Source organism: Nonomuraea roseola (genome assembly GCF_039535395.1).
GTDB lineage: Bacteria > Actinomycetota > Actinomycetes > Streptosporangiales > Streptosporangiaceae > Nonomuraea > Nonomuraea roseola.
The window spans coordinates 758,042-775,605 of sequence record NZ_BAAAXC010000015.1; the positions used below are offsets into that span (position 1 = coordinate 758,042).

9 protein-coding genes and 2 rRNA genes are annotated in these 17,564 nt (G+C 66.5%); 5 read left to right on the top strand and 6 right to left on the bottom strand.

Going from position 1 to position 17,564, the window contains the following annotated elements; genetic code table 11:
- Window positions 1-4: 4 nt before the first annotated feature.
- Window positions 5-3,111: ribosomal RNA gene (locus tag ABFX55_RS26650) — 23S ribosomal RNA — on the bottom strand.
- A gap of 366 nt (window positions 3,112-3,477) precedes the next feature.
- A 16S ribosomal RNA gene (locus ABFX55_RS26655) occupies window positions 3,478-4,999 on the bottom strand.
- The 16S and 23S rRNA genes sit together here, the layout of an rRNA operon.
- 528 nt (window positions 5,000-5,527) lie before the next feature.
- On the opposite strand from ABFX55_RS26655, the gene ABFX55_RS26660 reads away from it, so the two are divergent.
- Together ABFX55_RS26660 and ABFX55_RS26665 are read left to right on the top strand one after the other, a co-directional pair.
- Window positions 5,528-6,583: an AI-2E family transporter gene (locus tag ABFX55_RS26660; protein ID WP_346125373.1), complete on the top strand. Its 1,056-nt coding sequence runs from the start codon at window positions 5,528-5,530 to the stop codon at window positions 6,581-6,583.
- 199 nt (window positions 6,584-6,782) lie between these two features.
- On the top strand, window positions 6,783-7,436 hold the full coding sequence (locus tag ABFX55_RS26665; protein ID WP_346125375.1) for a helix-turn-helix domain-containing protein: 654 nt from the start codon (window positions 6,783-6,785) through the stop codon (window positions 7,434-7,436).
- Between the two features lie 221 nt (window positions 7,437-7,657).
- Here the strand turns inward: ABFX55_RS26665 and ABFX55_RS26670 are convergent, their stop codons facing one another.
- The gene (locus ABFX55_RS26670; protein WP_346125377.1) at window positions 7,658-8,509 is read right to left on the bottom strand and encodes a prenyltransferase/squalene oxidase repeat-containing protein; all 852 of its coding nucleotides are present in this window, start codon (window positions 8,507-8,509) and stop codon (window positions 7,658-7,660) included.
- Between the two features lie 636 nt (window positions 8,510-9,145).
- On the opposite strand from ABFX55_RS26670, the gene ABFX55_RS26675 reads away from it, so the two are divergent.
- Window positions 9,146-9,559, top strand: a complete 414-nt coding sequence (locus ABFX55_RS26675) for a hypothetical protein (protein ID WP_346125379.1) — start codon at window positions 9,146-9,148, stop codon at window positions 9,557-9,559.
- A 648-nt stretch (window positions 9,560-10,207) separates the two neighbouring features.
- On the opposite strand, the gene ABFX55_RS26680 is transcribed toward ABFX55_RS26675, so the two are convergent.
- Window positions 10,208-11,977: a vWA domain-containing protein gene (locus tag ABFX55_RS26680; RefSeq protein WP_346125381.1), complete on the bottom strand. Its 1,770-nt coding sequence runs from the start codon at window positions 11,975-11,977 to the stop codon at window positions 10,208-10,210.
- Window positions 11,974-13,041 carry an ATP-binding protein gene (locus tag ABFX55_RS26685; protein WP_346125383.1) on the bottom strand — a complete coding sequence of 356 codons (1,068 nt, stop codon included), beginning with the start codon at window positions 13,039-13,041 and terminating at the stop codon, window positions 11,974-11,976. The genes ABFX55_RS26680 and ABFX55_RS26685 overlap by 4 nt, the downstream gene beginning before the upstream one ends.
- A 317-nt stretch (window positions 13,042-13,358) precedes the next feature.
- Here ABFX55_RS26685 and ABFX55_RS26690 point away from each other — a divergent pair, with 317 nt between their 5' ends.
- Window positions 13,359-14,057: a ribosomal RNA small subunit methyltransferase A gene (locus tag ABFX55_RS26690; protein WP_379479238.1), complete on the top strand. Its 699-nt coding sequence runs from the start codon at window positions 13,359-13,361 to the stop codon at window positions 14,055-14,057.
- An 18-nt stretch (window positions 14,058-14,075) separates the two neighbouring features.
- On the opposite strand, the gene ABFX55_RS26695 is transcribed toward ABFX55_RS26690, so the two are convergent.
- Window positions 14,076-15,437, bottom strand: coding sequence for a hypothetical protein (locus ABFX55_RS26695; protein ID WP_346125386.1), 1,362 nt, complete (start codon window positions 15,435-15,437; stop codon window positions 14,076-14,078).
- A 94-nt stretch (window positions 15,438-15,531) separates the two neighbouring features.
- On the opposite strand from ABFX55_RS26695, the gene ABFX55_RS26700 reads away from it, so the two are divergent.
- Window positions 15,532-17,538: a molybdopterin-dependent oxidoreductase gene (locus tag ABFX55_RS26700; protein WP_346125387.1), complete on the top strand. Its 2,007-nt coding sequence runs from the start codon at window positions 15,532-15,534 to the stop codon at window positions 17,536-17,538.
- Window positions 17,539-17,564: the final 26 nt, after the last annotated feature.

Sequence of the window (17,564 nt, forward strand, 5' to 3'; positions counted from 1 at the left end):
CTTTGTGGTCAAGTCCTCGGCCTATTAGTACCGGTCAGCTCCACACGTTACCGTGCTTCCACCTCCGGCCTATCAACCCGGTCGTCTACCGGGAGCCTTACCCACACAACGTGGTGGGAGACCTCATCTCAAGGCGAGCTTCCCGCTTAGATGCTTTCAGCGGTTATCCCTTCCGAACGTAGCCAACCAGCCGTGCACCTGGCGGTACAACTGGCACACCAGAGGTTCGTCCGTCCCGGTCCTCTCGTACTAGGGACAGCCCCTTTCAAGTCTCCTGCGCGCGCAGCGGATAGGGACCGAACTGTCTCGCGACGTTCTAAACCCAGCTCGCGTACCGCTTTAATGGGCGAACAGCCCAACCCTTGGGACCTACTCCAGCCCCAGGATGCGACGAGCCGACATCGAGGTGCCAAACCATCCCGTCGATATGGACTCTTGGGGAAGATCAGCCTGTTATCCCCGGGGTACCTTTTAGCCGTTGAGCGACGGCGCTTCCACATGCCACCGCCGGATCACTAGTCCCAGCTTTCGCTCCTGCTCGACCCGTCAGTCTCACAGTCAAGCTCCCTTGTGCACTTACACTCAACACCTGATTGCCAACCAGGCTGAGGGAACCTTTGGGCGCCTCCGTTACTCTTTAGGAGGCAACCGCCCCAGTTAAACTACCCACCAGACACTGTCCCCGATCCGGATCACGGACCAGAGTTAGACGTTCAAAACGACCAGAGTGGTATTTCACCAATGACTCCACCCGAACTAGCGTCCGAGCTTCACAGTCTCCCACCTATCCTACACAAGACGTTCCAAACGCCAATGTCAAGCTGTAGTGAAGGTCCCGGGGTCTTTCCGTCCTGCTGCGCGTAACGAGCATCTTTACTCGTAGTGCAATTTCGCCGGGTCTGCGGTTGAGACAGCGGGGAAGTCGTTACGCCATTCGTGCAGGTCGGAACTTACCCGACAAGGAATTTCGCTACCTTAGGATGGTTATAGTTACCACCGCCGTTTACCGGCGCTTAAGTTCTCACCTTCGCCACTTGCGTGGCTAAGCGGTCCCCTTAACGTTCCGGCACCGGGCAGGCGTCAGTCCGTATACATCGTCTTACGACTTCGCACGGACCTGTGTTTTTAGTAAACAGTCGCTTCCCCCTGGCCACTGCGACCCCCACCAGCTCAGAAAGCTAGTTTCGTCACCAGCAGAGGTCCCCCTTCTCCCGAAGTTACGGGGGCAATTTGCCGAGTTCCTTAACCACAGTTCACCCGATCGCCTTGGTATTCTCTACCTGACCACCTGAGTCGGTTTAGGGTACGGGCCGCCACAACACTCGCTAGAGGCTTTTCTCGGCAGCATAGGATCATCCACTTCGCCACAATCGGCTCGGCATCACATCTCAGGATCAATGCGTCGCGGATTTGCCTACGACACTCCCTACATGCTTACCCCAGGAACAACCATCGCCTGGGTTGGACTACCTTCCTGCGTCACCCCATCGCTTACCTACTACCCGATCGGATCGAGCGTTCAGCCTCACCACTTGTCCCGAAGGACGCTGCGGGGCTTAAGGACTCTTAGCATCACGAGGTTCGATATGGGCGTGTTAAAGCGGGTACGGGAATATCAACCCGTTGTCCATCGACTACGCCTGTCGGCCTCGCCTTAGGTCCCGACTTACCCTGGGCGGATTAGCCTGGCCCAGGAACCCTTGGTCATTCGGCGGCAGGGTTTCTCACCCTGCATTCGCTACTCATGCCTGCATTCTCACTCGCACAGCCTCCACAACTAGATCACTCTGCTGCTTCGCCGGCTGCACGACGCTCCCCTACCCATCAACCCCGCATGGGGGTCAATGCCACGACTTCGGCGGTGTACTTGAGCCCCGCTACATTGTCGGCGCGGAATCACTTGACCAGTGAGCTATTACGCACTCTTTCAAGGGTGGCTGCTTCTAAGCCAACCTCCTGGTTGTCTCTGCGACTCCACATCCTTTCCCACTTAGCACACGCTTAGGGGCCTTAGTCGGTGATCTGGGCTGTTTCCCTCTCGACTACGGAGCTTATCCCCCGCAGTCTCACTGCCACGCTCTCACTTACCGGCATTCGGAGTTTGGCTGACGTCAGTAACCTTGTCGGGCCCATCGGCCATCCAGTGCTCTACCTCCGGCAAGAAACACGTGACGCTGCACCTAAATGCATTTCGGGGAGAACCAGCTATCACGGAGTTTGATTGGCCTTTCACCCCTACACACAGGTCATCCCCCAGGTTTTCAACCCTGGTGGGTTCGGTCCTCCACGAGGTCTTACCCTCGCTTCAACCTGCCCATGCGTAGATCACTCCGCTTCGGGTCTACAGCATGCGACTCAAACGCCCTATTCAGACTCGCTTTCGCTACGGCTCCCCCACACGGGTTAACCTCGCCACACACCATAACTCGCAGGCTCATTCTTCAAAAGGCACGCAGTCACATCACACACCAGCAAGCTGATGTAAGCTCCTACGGCTTGTAGGCACACGGTTTCAGGTACTATTTCACGACCCCTCACCGGGGCACTTTTCACCTTTCCCTCACGGTACTAGTGCACTATCGGTCATCAGGGAGTATTTAGGCTTACCAGGTGGTCCTGGCAGATTCACACAGGATTTCTCGGGCCCCGTGCTACTTGGGATCCCCTCAAACAGCCCATCCGATTTCGCCTACCCGGCTCTCACGGTCTACGGCGCCCCTTCCCAGAGGCTTCAACTATCAGACAGGTTTCTCACTGTTCGACCGATCGGCAGATCAGTCAAGAGGGTCCCACGACCCCGAACATGCAACGCCTGCCGGCTATCACACATGCCCGGTTTAGCCTCATCCGCTTTCGCTCACCACTACTCACGGAATCACTGTTGTTTTCTCTTCCTACGGGTACTGAGATGTTTCACTTCCCCGCGTTACCACCAACCGCCCTATACATTCAGGCGGAGGCAACACCACATGACTGGTGCTAGGTTTCCCCATTCGGACATCCCCGGATCAACGTCTGGTTGGCGACTCCCCGAGGCTTAACGCAGCCTCCCACGTCCTTCATCGGCTCCTGATGCCAAGGCATCCACCGTGTGCCCTAAAAAACTTGGCCACAAAGATGCTCGCGTCCACTATGCAAATCTCAAACAACAAACAGCAACCAACTCCAAACCACACAATGATGGTTCTTCGCTGGCCCTGTATGAGGCGGAACAGACGGATCAGGCCACCATGCGAAACCCGCAGCGGGTGGCCCCTACGATCCGGTCCGTTTCCTCAGGACCCAACAGTGTGTCCGGAACCTCGTAACCCCTGTCACCCTCGTTCCCACTCCCGGCAAGCCGGGCGGTACTAGACGGGCAGCAGTCACGCTGAACCGAGTAGCCAGTGCTCCACTAATGAGCTGCCGAGCATCAGACGTTCGCTGATGACCTCGACGTAGGCCGGAGGCTCGCGCCTTCGACCAGCTGCTCCTTAGAAAGGAGGTGATCCAGCCGCACCTTCCGGTACGGCTACCTTGTTACGACTTCGTCCCAATCGCCAGCCCCACCTTCGACCGCTCCCCCCAGCAAGCTGGTTGGGCCACGGGCTTCGGGTGTTGCCGACTTTCGTGACGTGACGGGCGGTGTGTACAAGGCCCGGGAACGTATTCACCGCAGCGTTGCTGATCTGCGATTACTAGCGACTCCGACTTCATGGGGTCGAGTTGCAGACCCCAATCCGAACTGAGACCGGCTTTTAGGGATTCGCTCCACCTCACGGTATCGCAACCCTCTGTACCGGCCATTGTAGCATGTTTGCAGCCCAAGACATAAGGGGCATGATGACTTGACGTCATCCCCACCTTCCTCCGAGTTGACCCCGGCAGTCCCCCATGAGTCCCCAGCACGCCGAAGCGCCTGCTGGCAACATGGAGCAAGGGTTGCGCTCGTTGCGGGACTTAACCCAACATCTCACGACACGAGCTGACGACAGCCATGCACCACCTGTCACCCAGTCCGAAGAGGGCCGCATCTCTGCAGCTTTCCGGGCGATGTCAAGCCTTGGTAAGGTTCTTCGCGTTGCGTCGAATTAAGCAACATGCTCCGCCGCTTGTGCGGGCCCCCGTCAATTCCTTTGAGTTTTAGCCTTGCGGCCGTACTCCCCAGGCGGGGCGCTTAATGCGTTAGCTCCGGCACGGAGATCGTGGAAGATCCCCACACCTAGCGCCCAACGTTTACAGCGTGGACTACCAGGGTATCTAATCCTGTTCGCTCCCCACGCTTTCGCTCCTCAGCGTCAGGTAAGGCCCAGAGAACCGCCTTCGCCACCGGTGTTCCTCCTGATATCTGCGCATTTCACCGCTACACCAGGAATTCCGTTCTCCCCTACCTACCTCTAGCCAGCCCGTATCCACCGCAGACCCGCAGTTAAGCTGCGAGCTTTCACGGCAGACGCGACAAGCCACCTACGAGCTCTTTACGCCCAATAATTCCGGACAACGCTTGCGCCCTACGTATTACCGCGGCTGCTGGCACGTAGTTAGCCGGCGCTTCTTCTGCAGGTACACGTCAACTTCGTCCCTGCTGAAAGAGGTTTACAACCCGAAGGCCGTCATCCCCCACGCGGCGTCGCTGCGTCAGGCTTTCGCCCATTGCGCAATATTCCCCACTGCTGCCTCCCGTAGGAGTCTGGGCCGTGTCTCAGTCCCAGTGTGGCCGGTCGCCCTCTCAGGCCGGCTACCCGTCGTCGCCTTGGTAGGCCACTACCCCACCAACAAGCTGATAGGCCGCGAGCCCATCCCCAACCGAAAAAACTTTCCACCACCACCCGATGCCGGGGGCGGTCGTATCCGGTATTAGACCCAGTTTCCCGGGCTTATCCCAGAGTCAGGGGCAGGTTGCTCACGTGTTACTCACCCGTTCGCCGCTCGAGTACCCCGAAGGGCCTTTCCGCTCGACTTGCATGTGTTAAGCACGCCGCCAGCGTTCGTCCTGAGCCAGGATCAAACTCTCCAAACAATGTTTGAGAATTTCTCCCGGCTGAAACATGAATGTTCCAACCAAAGGAATCCGTCCAATGGACGGGGTTGTGCATCATGCACTGGCTTTTAACACACTGTTGAGTTCTCAAGAAACGGACGCATTCACCGTCACCTACCCGGTGGCACTCGCTTCGTTATGTCTTTATTCTTTCAGCCCTTCCGATTCGTGTCAAATTCAGTGATTTGACTTTCATCGGATTGACCTGCGGAAATCCAGACCACCCCGCTTCCGGGGCAACCCCTCTAACTTACGCCGACATCTGATTCCTGTCGAATCAGACTCACCCGCGAACATGACGATCGAAGGTGCGGAGTTGGTCAAGGAAGTTTCCCTGGATGGTCGGCGATCATCGCCGACCGGTTGGGACTGGTGAACTCTATGTACGACCCCGCCAACCGTCAAATCGACGTTCCGCCGTACAGAAAGAGGGGGTTCAGCTACCTGTCGTAGTGGATCGGGCACTTTGGGCGGTGTTCGCATGGGATGCCGGGGTATGTAGGCGAAATGAACGATCACTCGGCCCCGCGGGCGCTGATCGTCCTGCTCACGGCGGCCGGGGCGGTCGTCACGCTGTTCGGGCTGCGCGAGGTCGCCTCGATCGTCGGCCCCCTGGTCCTGGCGCTCGTGCTCGTGATCGCCGTCTCTCCCGTACGGGGGTGGCTCGGCTCGCGCGGCGCTCCCATCTGGGCACAGGTGGCGGTGCCGTTCCTGATTGTGGTGTTCGTCCTGCTCGGGATGGTCGGGGTGCTGACGATCTCGATGGCCCAGCTCGCCGGGATCCTCCCCACCTACGCCCCGGAGTTCCAGCAACTACTCGCGGACGCTCAACGTTTCGCCACCGAGCATGGCATCAGCAACGCGCAGCTCAACCAGGCGATCCAGTCCTTCGACCCGGGCAAGGTGCTGAGTCTCGCCCAGTCGTTGCTGGCGAGTCTGCTGGCCGTCCTGTCGGGTTTGTTCCTGATGGTGGTGCTCCTGCTGGCGATGTCCCTCGACGCGCCGGTGATGGCGAAGATCCTTGATTCGGGCAGGGAGCACAGGCCCGCCCTGGTCTCCTCACTTGCCACCTTCGCCGGAAAGACCAGGCGTTATCTGCTGGTCTCCACGGTTTTCGGGATCATCTGCGCCGCATTCGACGTGGCGGCGTTGGCGCTGCTGGGCGTCCCCTTGCCACTGCTCTGGGGCGTGCTGGCGCTCATCACGACCTATATCCCGAACATCGGCTTCGTGCTCGGTCTGATCCCACCCGCGATGCTCGCCCTGCTCGATGGTGGTGTGCGGCAGATGATCCTGGTCATCGCCGCCTACTGCGCCATCAACGTGGTGTTCCAGTCGTTCATCCTGCCGAAGTTCCTCGGCGACGCGGTGGGGCTTTCGACCACGATGACCCTGTTGTCGCTCATCGTGTGGACGTTCGTGCTGGGGCCGCTCGGGGCGGTGCTCGCGATCCCGCTCAGCCTGCTGGCGCGCGCCCTGCTCATCGACAGCGACCCCAGCGCCCGCTGGGCCGCCGCCCTCGTCTCCGGCGACCCGTCCCCTCGTCCGACCGGCTCTCCGTAGTCTTTCCGTTCACGCATCTTCTGGTACGGCGAAGCCACCCCCAGCCCACCGCGGTCACGTGGCGGGCGCCCGTCCATCACGCGTACTCCAGCGGGACTCCGGCTGGCCACCGTCACGTGGACCCTCCCCTGGCTGCGGGACATCAGCAGCGACAGGACGCTTCGGCGAAGTGTCGGTGGCGGGTCGTAGCGTGGAAGGCATGTACGCGGAATGGAGCCCTGGTGCGTCGCTCGTCGATCGGGTGGCCTGCCTGTGGAAGCAGGACTGCGCGGAGGAAGGCACCCAGATCGTGGTGCCCGACGCCTGCGTCGACCTGATCTGGGGGCCGGAAGGACCCCACGTGGCGGGTCCGGACACAGGGCCCGTGCCGGTGCGCATGCGCGCGGGCGACGTGTACAGAGGCATCCGGTTCAGGCCTGGCGCACTGGGCGGGCTGCTCGGCGTGCCGACCGGCGAGCTGCGCGACGAACGCGTTTCGTTCGCCGAGCTCGGGCTTCCCTCGGATCTGACGCTCGAGGCCCTGGCCGAACGGTTGCGAAGGAGCGCCGCGCCGGACCCCGCGGCCCCCGCCATCGCCGCCGCGCTGCGAAGTGGGTCGTCGGTGCGAGAGGTGGCGTGGGATCTCGGACTGAGTGAGCGGCACCTGCACCGGAGGGCTGTGGCGGCATTCGGCTACTCGCCGAAGACCTTGCAGCGGATCGTGCGGTTCCAGCGGGCGCTCAGCCTGGCCCGATCGGGGGTGCCGCTGGCCACGGTCGCCGTGGAGAGCGGCTACACCGACCAGGCTCATCTCTCCCACGAGGTGAAACGTTTGAGCGGCGTCCCTATGAGCGGCCTCCTCGTCGCGGCCTGACCCGCCTCGCGTCTCGCTGCGACGGCGGCTCGAGTCAGCAGGAAGAGTCCATGCAACCCGCGTGGTCTTCCCGGGGGCTGACCCGAATCGCTGATGGAGGCTCAGCCGGGGACCGGGCAGCGCGGAGGATCTGCCTAGGGGATCGGCGAGGGCGGGGAGGCTCAGCCAGGGACTCGGGAGGCCGGTGGATGGTCCTCGTTGGAAAGGCTGCCGCGGTGAGATCAGGTCGTCGGGCGGCCGTACGCGCGGAAGGTCTTGAGGGTGGCCACGGTCAGGTAGCCGCCCCATTCGTGGCGGACCAGCGGCGTCCACATCGGGAAGTTGGGCTCCCAGCCGCCCTCGGGTGTCTGCAGCCGGACCAGCGCGTCGAGGTGCTCCGCGAGAGTCTCATCCGAGAACAGAGAGAGGTGGCGCAGCGGCGCGGGCGCGAGGTCCAGGGGGAAGTGCGCCTCGCCCTCCGCGAAGGGATCCATCGTGACCGTCGCGAGAATCGCCTCCTTGAGCCTGGCGAACTCCGCGTCCGCCCGGTCCCTGTCGTCGACCAGGTCGAGGAAGGTGACGATGGCGCGGGCGTGGTACGGCGTGGTCCCCTCGATCCTGGCGATGGCGCTCCAGCAGAACGAGGTGGCGGACTCGAGCCACGGGTGCCGCACACCGTGCTTGTGGAGGAGTCCGGCGATGGAGGCGGTGGGGATGAGACTGCCGGGCGGGTCGTCCTCGGGCTCCCACCAGGGCGCGTGCGGCGCCTCGCTGACGCTGGGCAGGACGAAGGGCACGCCGCCGTCCTTCGTGGTGATGGAGACCAGATAGTCGCAGGCCGCGGCGACCATCGGGTCGTCGAAGGCGTCGAGCTCGTCCAGGATCCAGAACGCCACTTCGACGGGTTCCGGCTGGCTGGACGGGCCGCGAAGGTCGGGTTCCATGGCGTGGCCGAAACCGCCGTCGGGGTTCTGGTATCCGCGCAGGACCTGAAGCACGCGCTCCTTCGAACCGCCCCTGTACAACGCCTCGAATCTGAGCCTTTCGATGAGCCTGGCATTCAGCTGGAGGTATCGCTCTGCTTCCCGTTCCATGCTCCCCAACGTACGACGGGGACGTGGTCGCTGCCTTGTAGAAATCAGCCATCCTCTGGCCTGGCAGCTCTGGGGGCACGCCGTCAGAGTGTCGCGGAGGCGCGGTGTGCCCGGCCGGGGTTGGGCCACGCATTCGCTGGCGAGCAGCGGAACGGTCTCGTGTAGCCGGCGGCTGAAGGGGCTCGACACCGCGGGCGACATCCGATGCCATCCTGCGCGCCCGGGGCAGTCAGGCGGCGGTCCCGCACCCAAGGCGCCCTCCCTCGGTGAGAAAAGGATCGCGAGACCGAAGACTCAGACCCAGCTCAGGCTCTGGAATGGGGCTGCGGGAGGTAGGGACCCGGGAGACCGGGACCAGGACCAGGAGTCCCCGGGGCGCGGGGCGCGGATCCCCGGCACCGCCCCGGGCCCCGGGGCACCGCGTACCGGAGAAGGCCGAAAGGGGGTTAACCGAAGGAGTGGACCGAAGGGTGAGGTCGAGGCGGTGGGGCAGGTGGCGGCGAAGCAGATGGCTGTGAGGGTGAGGGAGATGGCGGCGAGAACGAAGCAGAGACAGAGGGCGGGAGAAGGGGTCTTGCGATAGCGGGAGTCGGTCATCCGGTCACAAGGGCGGCCCTGGTTGTCACAATCGAGGGCATGGAACAGCGGCGTTGGGACACAGACGAACGGTTTTCCGGGATCAGCGACGGCAGCTCGATCCTGCCCGCCCTTCACGCGCTCACCGAGGCCGCCTCCAGGCCCGGATGGGTGGCCGAGGATCCGCACGCCCACCTGCTGCCCCACCTGCGCCGAGCCCGGGGCTGGCAGGTGCTGGGCGAACGGCTGCAGGAGGACGGTGTGTACGAGGTGACCGTACGTCCCGACGAGCCGCTCGAGGGGATCAAGGTGTACAGGGCCGTCATCAGGCTCCTGGCCGCGATCGCCGAGCCCTCCTTCTTCGTACGGCAGAGCGCCCCGGCCACCTTCGACTGCGTGACCGGCGTGATGCCGGGCGACCCTCCCGGTTACGCCACGCACGGTCACCTCGTACGGCTGGTCGTCACGGAATAGCCAGCGCCCCTGTCGGCGACACGCGAGCCGCTCTGAAGGCGGAACAGACCCAGCGGGGCCTGCGAGGAAAGCGCGGCACGGAAGAACCCTGCGGGGCAGAACCCGGCAGGACACGACCCTGCGGGGAGGAACCCGGCAGGGCAGAGTCTGGCAGCGCAGAGGCCGGCGGGGCTGCCAATGACTGCTGTCACCACCACGCCGCCCGCGATCCCCCACGCGGGAACGATGGGAGGCCAGCCATGCCATGAGGCGCAAACGACGGCCCCCAACGCCGAAGCACGTCGGCGAGAAGAGTGGCGACGCCGCCAGAGAGAACGACGCCGGAAGGCAGGCGACACCGTTAAAGAGGCGACGCCAGCGAAGAAGAGGCAACGCCCCAAGACACGCGACACCCCAAGACACGCGACACCCCAAGACACGCGGCGCCGGAAGACACGCGACGCCGGAAGACTGTCGACGCGAAGACAGGCGACGCGAAGACAGGCGAGGCGAAGGCAGGCGATTCCGGTGCAGAGGCGTCTCTGGAGAGGCGGTCGCCGATGAGCGCGGGGCCGCTTGCCGTACAACATGTTGGTTGTCGAGGTGGGCAGCGTATGGCCAGGGGCTCGCGGCAGACCACCAGCCCACCCGTCTCACGCCGCTACAGGTTCACTTCATCGCGAAGACCGGCCCGCGCGGTCTGAAAGGCAGCCTGGCGCTCTGCGGGACGAGGAAGGCATGCTCCCTCCTGATCCTCAGCACGTCGCAGTCCCCGTCGGTGATCACCAGGATCGGCCCGTCCCGGGGGAAGTCCTCGGCCCGCTCGAGCAGGTTGACCCCCGGCTGCAGCACGGTGCCTCCGCGTCCGCGCACCCGCACTCTGGTCGCGATGTCCTCCACCGGCAGGTAACCGGCGTCGTAGGCCGCGGCGTCGCAGAAGATCACGCGGGCGCGCGGCACGTCGCGGGCGGTGGCGTAGGAGGCGATCGCGCCCAGCGCCTTGCCGAGCAGTTTGGTGTCCATCGAGCCCGAGGTATCGAGGACGACGCCGAAGGTGGCCTGCCGTACGACCTCTTCGGGGCGGACCCAGCCGGGGCGCGGGATGCCGGGGCTGGCGGCCTGGCGGCGGGAGGCGCGGGCGTAGGAGCGGCGCTTCTCGACGGCGGGCACGTGCTCGTCGAACCAGCGGGCGAGCCTGGCGTCCCATGGCAGCGGCGGCTGGTCGAGCGCGCGGATCTCCTGCTCCAGCCCGTACGGCACCAGCCCCCGCCCGCTGCTCTGGTGGTAGACCAGCCCCTGGCTGAGCGCGTTGCGGTAGTAGTCGTCGAGGTCGAGATAGCCCTTGCCGCCACCGATGGGCCTGTCGAGCACGTCGCCGAGGCCGCGCCCTCGCAGGGTGGCGAGCCTGCGCAGGCGGCGCAGGTCGGTGACGATCCTGTCGTAGACGGCCTCGGCCGACAGGCCCGCCAGCGAGGGGTCGTGCAGCAGCCCTTCGGGCAGCTCGCCGACGCCCATCTCGACCAGCCAGCCGTTGATCACGTAGTCGCAGGCGACGTTCCACACGAACGGGTCACGCCCGCCGATGCGCTCGCCGTGCCTGAGCGCGGCGTGCAGCATCTCGTGGGCCAGCACGAAGCGCCACTCCTCGGTCTTGAGCCCTGCCAGCGGGTTGACGTAGATCTCGGCCGCCTCGGCGCTGACGGCGGCGATCGAGATGTCCCAGCCTCTGGCGAGTTCGGCGTCGGCGACGACCGTCATGCCCGCCGCCAGCGCGCCGAGCAGGGGGTAGGAGGAGACGAACCAGCTCAGCGCCCTGTCCCAGGGGCCTTCCTGCCGGGTTTTGGAGGTGCCCGCCAGGTCGAGTGCCGAGGTGGCGGTCCTGGCGACGCCGATGGCGAAGGAGCGCGGGTAGTCGTAGGCGGTGGCCTGCTCGCGCGAGCCGATGCGGAAGTCGGCGGGGCCGAGCGGGGCGTGTTCGGCCGGCACGCCGGTTCTGCGCCAGCGTTCCGACAGCGTGAACTCGTCCTCGGTGGGGAGTGCGGCGGGCAGCGGCGCGGGGTTGCGGCCGAGCTTGAGCGTCGTGAGGAAACGGTCGACGGTCACGCAGCAGGCCGCCAGGTAGGCAGGGTCGGGCAGGTGGCAGGTGTCCGACACCTTGGGCCCGAGGTCGCCGGGGGCGCAGGTGCCGGGGTCGGCGTGGCCGAAGCCGAGGTGCAGCATGAGGTGTGCGAACGTCCACGCCCACTCGGCGGCGTCGGCGCGGGTGGCGGTGTCGTAGTGGACGTCGCCGTGGGCGGTGACGTAGGTCTGCCGGTCCTCCACCAGCTCGCGGTGGTAGTGGCCGAACAGCGGGTGCCCGCTCGCGAGCTGCCAGCCCTTGAGCGCCTCCAGGCGCCACGGGTCGGCCTTCTTGTCGCGGCCTGCGGCTCTCCTGCTCATGAGCGGGCGGCGATCAGGCGGGGCAGGTCGCGGCCGACCTCCACCAGGAACCAGGTGGGCAGGGCGGGCGCGCCGTTCTCGTCGTTGGCGATGACCAGCTGCGCGCACTCCAGCGAGATCTCCGCCAGCTCCACCAGCAGCGTCTTGGCGCGGAAGCCCAGGTCCCTGCCTCGGGCCGACGCGCCGCGCTTGTCGGCGGGCAGCTCCTTGACCAGCCTGGCGCGGAAGGTCTCCGAAAGGAAGTAGAGCAGGTCGCGGTCCTCGGGACGGCGCGGCCACGACACCTCGCCCTTGATGACGGCGTCGAGGTCGTAGGCGTGCCGCACGGTCTTGACGTAGGCGCGGAAGGCCGAGGCGTGCGAGGTGGTGAGCGTGCCGAAGGCCAGCACGGCGAGGGTGTCGTCGTCGAGCGACTCCGAGGGGCCGAAGGAGTGCATGACGTCGGAGAGCATGTGCCAGGCGCGCGGCGAGGAGAAGGGCTCCTCCGTCTTGGGCGGCGCGCTCCAGAGGTGGTCGGGCCGCTGGATGAGGTAGTCGACGATCCACGGGTGGACGCCGTTGGCCGCCGCCCACTTCAGCCAGTCGTCGGCGGAGACGCGCAGGTGGACGTGGACCAGGCGGTTGACCAGCGCCGAGGCCATCGGGCGGGCGAGGGCGTTGTCGCTGGCCCTGTTGCCCGCGCCGATCACGACCGAGCCCTCGGGCAGCTCGTAGGAGCCGATCCTGCGGTCGAGGATCAGCGAGTAGAACGCCTTCTGCACCTCGGGCGCGCTGGCGTTCAGCTCGTCGAGGAACAGGCAGTACGGCTCGTCCCTGGCGATCGACTCGGGCGGCGCGAACCTGCTGCGCCCGCCGACGAGCTCGGGCACGCCGATGAGGTCCTCGGGCGCGAGCTGCGTGCCGAGGAGCGTGACGCACTCGAGCCCGAGGGAGTCGGCGAACTGCCTGACCAGCGAGCTCTTGCCGATGCCTGGCGCGCCCCAGAGGAAGACGGGACGCACCACGGCGACGTGGAGCAGCACCTCGGGCAGGCGGGAGGGAGTGACGGTGACCGTTGCCTGCATGCCACCAGGGTGACGATCTCCGCCGGAAAACGCATCGCATTTACCGGCGGCCTTCCGTAGGCTCGCCGCCATGACCTGTAACTCATGCGTCTACTACATCCGCATGCGCGGCAGCCGGGCTCTGGCTCGCTAGCTTCGCATGTTCGCGAGCCCAGGGCCCGTCGAGATCCCATTCGTCTCGAGGACCCGAAAGGGCTTTTGCTGTGGCGCAGAACTTCGCGCACGGAAATTATTCGCACACCCAGAAGAAGGCCAGGAACAGCGGTGGCGGTCACTCGCCCAGAGATCGGGCTCGGCGGGAGCTCTCGCAGAACTTCCTGGTCGATCGGCATGCCGTCGAGCTGATGGTGAAGGCGGCCAGGCCCAGCGGCCTGGTCCTCGAACCTGGCGCCGGTGAGGGTGCCCTGACCGTCGCGCTCGCGGCGACGGGCGCCGAGGTCGTCGGCTACGAGATCGACCCGCTGCTGGCGGTCAAGCTCAAGGCCAGGACGGGGCTGAGGATCGTCAAGGGCGACTTCACCTCCGTACGGCCGCCGGCCGAGCCGTTCGCGGTCGTGGGGAACATCCCCTACTCGATCACCTCGAAGATCGTCGACTGGTGCCTGCGCGCGCCGGCGCTCACGTCGGCGACGCTGCTCACCCAGCTGGAGTACGCGCGCAAGCGCAGCGGTGACTTCGGCAGGTGGAGCCTGCTCACCGTGGAGAGCTGGCCGTGGTTCACGTGGGAACTGGTCGGCAGGGTGGGCAGGGAGAGCTTCAGGCCCGTGCCCTCTGTCGACTCGGGCATCCTGCGCATCGAACGGCGTCCCGAGCCGCTGCTCGACGACGCCGACGGCTTCGCCGAGCTGGTCAGGCTGGGCTTCGGGGGTGTCGGCGGCTCGCTGTACGCCTCGTTGCGCCCGCACTACGGCGGGGTGGACGCGGCGTTCGCCCGTGCGGGCATCGCCCGTGACACGGTCGTCGCGTTCGTCCACCCCGACCAGTGGATCACGCTGTTCGGGAACCTGTCGCGCTAGCGGCGAGGGGTCGCGGTGCTACCGCGGCCCCTCCAGCGGGGCGGTGGGGGCGGCGAAGACCCGCCTCCCCCACGGCATCGCCAGGGCGAGCACCGGCAGCAGCACGATCGAGGCCATCGCCCAGCCGGGGTGCCAGTCCTGCCAGATCTTCCAGTGCTGTGTCATCCACAGATAGCCGATCGAGGCCCACAGCGCCGTGCCGAGCAGGGCGGGCCAGGCGAAGCGGGTGGGCCTGGCGATCAGGAACGGCACGAACCACAGCAGGTACTGCGCGCCCAGGCGCGGCGTGACGACCATGAACACCAGCAGGATCGCGGTGGTCAGGTCGACGGGGTCGGCTCTGCGCCACACCCAGCAGACGGCCAGCACGCTGGCGTAGATGAGGTACGTGCCGATCTTGGCGTAGGCGGAGTGGAGCGTCCAGTCGCCGCCGACCAGGACCGCGGTCCAGCCCCACTCACCTACGATCGGGCGGATGTCGCTCATGACGTCCATCACCTTGGGGATGTCCGACAGCGAGGTGCCCGCGAAGATCGGCAGTGTCACCAGGAAGAAGATCGGTGGGATGCCGGTGGCGATCAGCCCGATCAGCCTGGGCCTGAAGCCGCGCAGCAGCAGGAGCATGCCGGGGATGAGCCAGATCGGCCAGCTCTTCGCGCACAGCGCCAGGCCCATCAGCAGCCCGGCCCACAGGGCCCTGCGGTAGGCGGGCCGTTCGTCGGCGTGGAAGGTGAAGGCGGGCCTGGCCAGGCTCGCGAGGTGGGTGGCCGACTGCCTGACGGCCGGGCCGAGACCGCGCCATCCGCCGCCGAGACCGAGCATCTCGCGCACGGTCATCGTGACACCCGGCCGGTGCGGATCGCCGGGGCCGCGGGCGACGACGAAGGCGGCGACGCCGAAGACCAGCGCGACGGGCTCGACCTGGCCGTGCACGGAGGCGACCAGCAGGGCGAGCGGGCTGAGCGCGTACTGGAAGGCGCGCAGCGAGGCGCGGGGGCCGCCCGCCAGCTTGCCGACCAGCGGGATCAGCACGATGTCGGCGACCACGGTGACCAGGCGGCCGGCGTACTCCCACGGGATGCCCAGCCAGAGCAGGATCCCGTAGACGTAGGGGATGGTCGGCAGGAAGTGCCAGCCGCCGTTGCTTCCCAGGACGGGGTCCTGCCGGTTGAGCACCGCCTCGCCCGCCGGTTTGAAGCTGTTGACGAAGTCGACGGGCTGCCAGGTGTCGATGGCGGAGGTGTACATGATGAGCACGCGGACCCCCACGCCCACCGCTATGGCGAGCCAGAGGGGAGGCCGCCAATCGCGCCATTGCGCGACGAGGGCGAGCACGACACCTGAGACGAGGACGATCCCCGTGAGCACTGCGTAGTCCATGGCGGTCCTAGCCTGCCGCACGTTTGGAGGTACTGCCACCTGTTGCGCGGGTCGCTCCGGCCCGGATCGTCACTCTGTGTGTTCAATTAGGAGCATGGGGGGATCACGGGGCAACGCGCGGCTGGTCGGCTTCTATCGAGAGGCACGCAGCAGGCTTCATGATCCGGTCGCGGCCTGGGCCGAACTCACAGCCAACCCACAGGCGAGAAGGGCCTACCAGATGGCCCGCGGCCAGGAGGTCTCGCCCGTCGGCGACGCCGAGGTGATCGAGATCGCCGCGGCCGCCCACGTGCACACGATCGCCGTCCACGGCCCCGACAGGGTGGCGGCCCACTCCACCTCCACGCTCTCCCGCTTCGTCGGGCTGATCGGCGGCGCGGTGCTGGTGGACCAGCCGCTCGCCGCCGACCAGGTCTTCGGCCCCTGCGCCGAGGTGCCCGAGCCTGCCGACTGGGCGCACGCCGCCCTCGCGATCGTGTGGGGCGAGAACGACCGCGCGGTCCGCTCCCCCGACACGCACTGGCTGGTCGCGGGCCGCTACAGGGGCCAGAAGGTGGTGGCGATCGGGCGGCATCCGACGCGGCTGTCCGACGAGACGGTCGTGGTGCGCGCGGGCACCGACGCGGCGCTGGCCATGGCGATGGGGCACGTGCTGCTGAAGGAGTTCCACGTGGAGGCGCCCGCCTTCGCCGAGCACGCCAAGCACCGCACCGACCTGCCCTTCCTGGTGCGCCTGCGCGAGCGCGCCGGCGGGTACGTGCCGCACCGCTTCCTGACCGCCGCCGACCTGGGCGACCACTCGCCCACCGCGCACCTGAAGACCGTCCTGCTCGGCAGGGGCGGCAGGCCCGTGGTGCCGAACGGCTCGCTGGGCTTCCGCCGCGACCACGCCCACTGGAACCTGACGCTGGAGACCGACCCCGCCCTCACCATGTACGGCAAGGGCGGCGGCGCGGCCGAGGTGCTGCTCGCCCGCTTCGACGAGGGGTCGGCGCTGCTGCGTCGCGGCGTGCCGGTGGTGCGGGTGGGCGAGCACGTGGTGACGACCGTCTACGACCTGCTGCTCGCGCAGTACGGCGTGGCGCGCGACGGGCTGCCGGGCACGTGGCCGACCGGGTACGACGACGCGCTCGAGCCGTACACGCCTGGCTGGCAGGAGCCGATCACCGGGGTCCAGGCGGCGCGGGCGGTCAGGCTCGCCCGCGAGCTGGGTGAGACCGCGCTGCGCACCGGCGGCAGGTGCATGATCATGCCGGGACGGCTGGGCACCGAGCACGCCGACACCGCGCACAGGGCGATGCTGCCGCTGCTGGTGCTCACCGGGTGCGCGGGGGTGCAGGGCGGCGGCTGGGTCAGGCCGAGGGCCGAGGGCGAGCGGGTGGTGGAGGCCGGCGCCTACTTCTACCTGCATGGCGACAGATGGCGCTACGACGGCACCGATGTGGGGATGCTGTCGTGGGTGCTGGGCGAGGGGCTGTTCAACGACAGGGTGCCCGCCTCCGTGCTGGTCGAGGCCGTACGGGAGGGCTGGCTGCCGATGGCGCCCGAGTACGACCGCAATCCGCTCGACACGGTGGCCGAGCCGTCCAGGCACGCCTGCGACGATCCCGACCACCCGGCGAACTGGCCCAGGGTGCTCACGCTGGCGCACAGCGACCAGGTCGACGACTGCTTCCTGCACCACCTGATCGGGGCGGCGCCAGGGCTGCCGTGCGCCGACCAGAGCGCTCCCGCGGGCAAGCTGGACCTGCTGCTCGGCGCCTCGGAGTACGCCGACTTCCCGCTGCCCGATGTGCGGCAGCTGGCGGAGGCCTTCGCCAAGCTCGCGGTGGACCATCTCGGCACGCGCAGGGACTTCGTGCGCGGCGTGCTCGTCGAGCGGAACTACCCGGAGACCGCGGCGCTGCTGGCCGCGGTGCCAGGGCCCGCCGTACGGCCCGAGGGGATGCCCTGGCGGACCCTCTCGGGCCGCATGCACACCTTCGTCGACCACGACTGGATGCACGAGTACGGCGAGGCGCTGCCCACCTACCGGCCGCCGGGAACCGGCCAGCCGGTGAAGCCGACGCTGATGGTCAGGCACAGGGGGCAGCAGGGCTGAAGGGGGAGGGAGCGCCTGGCACCTGG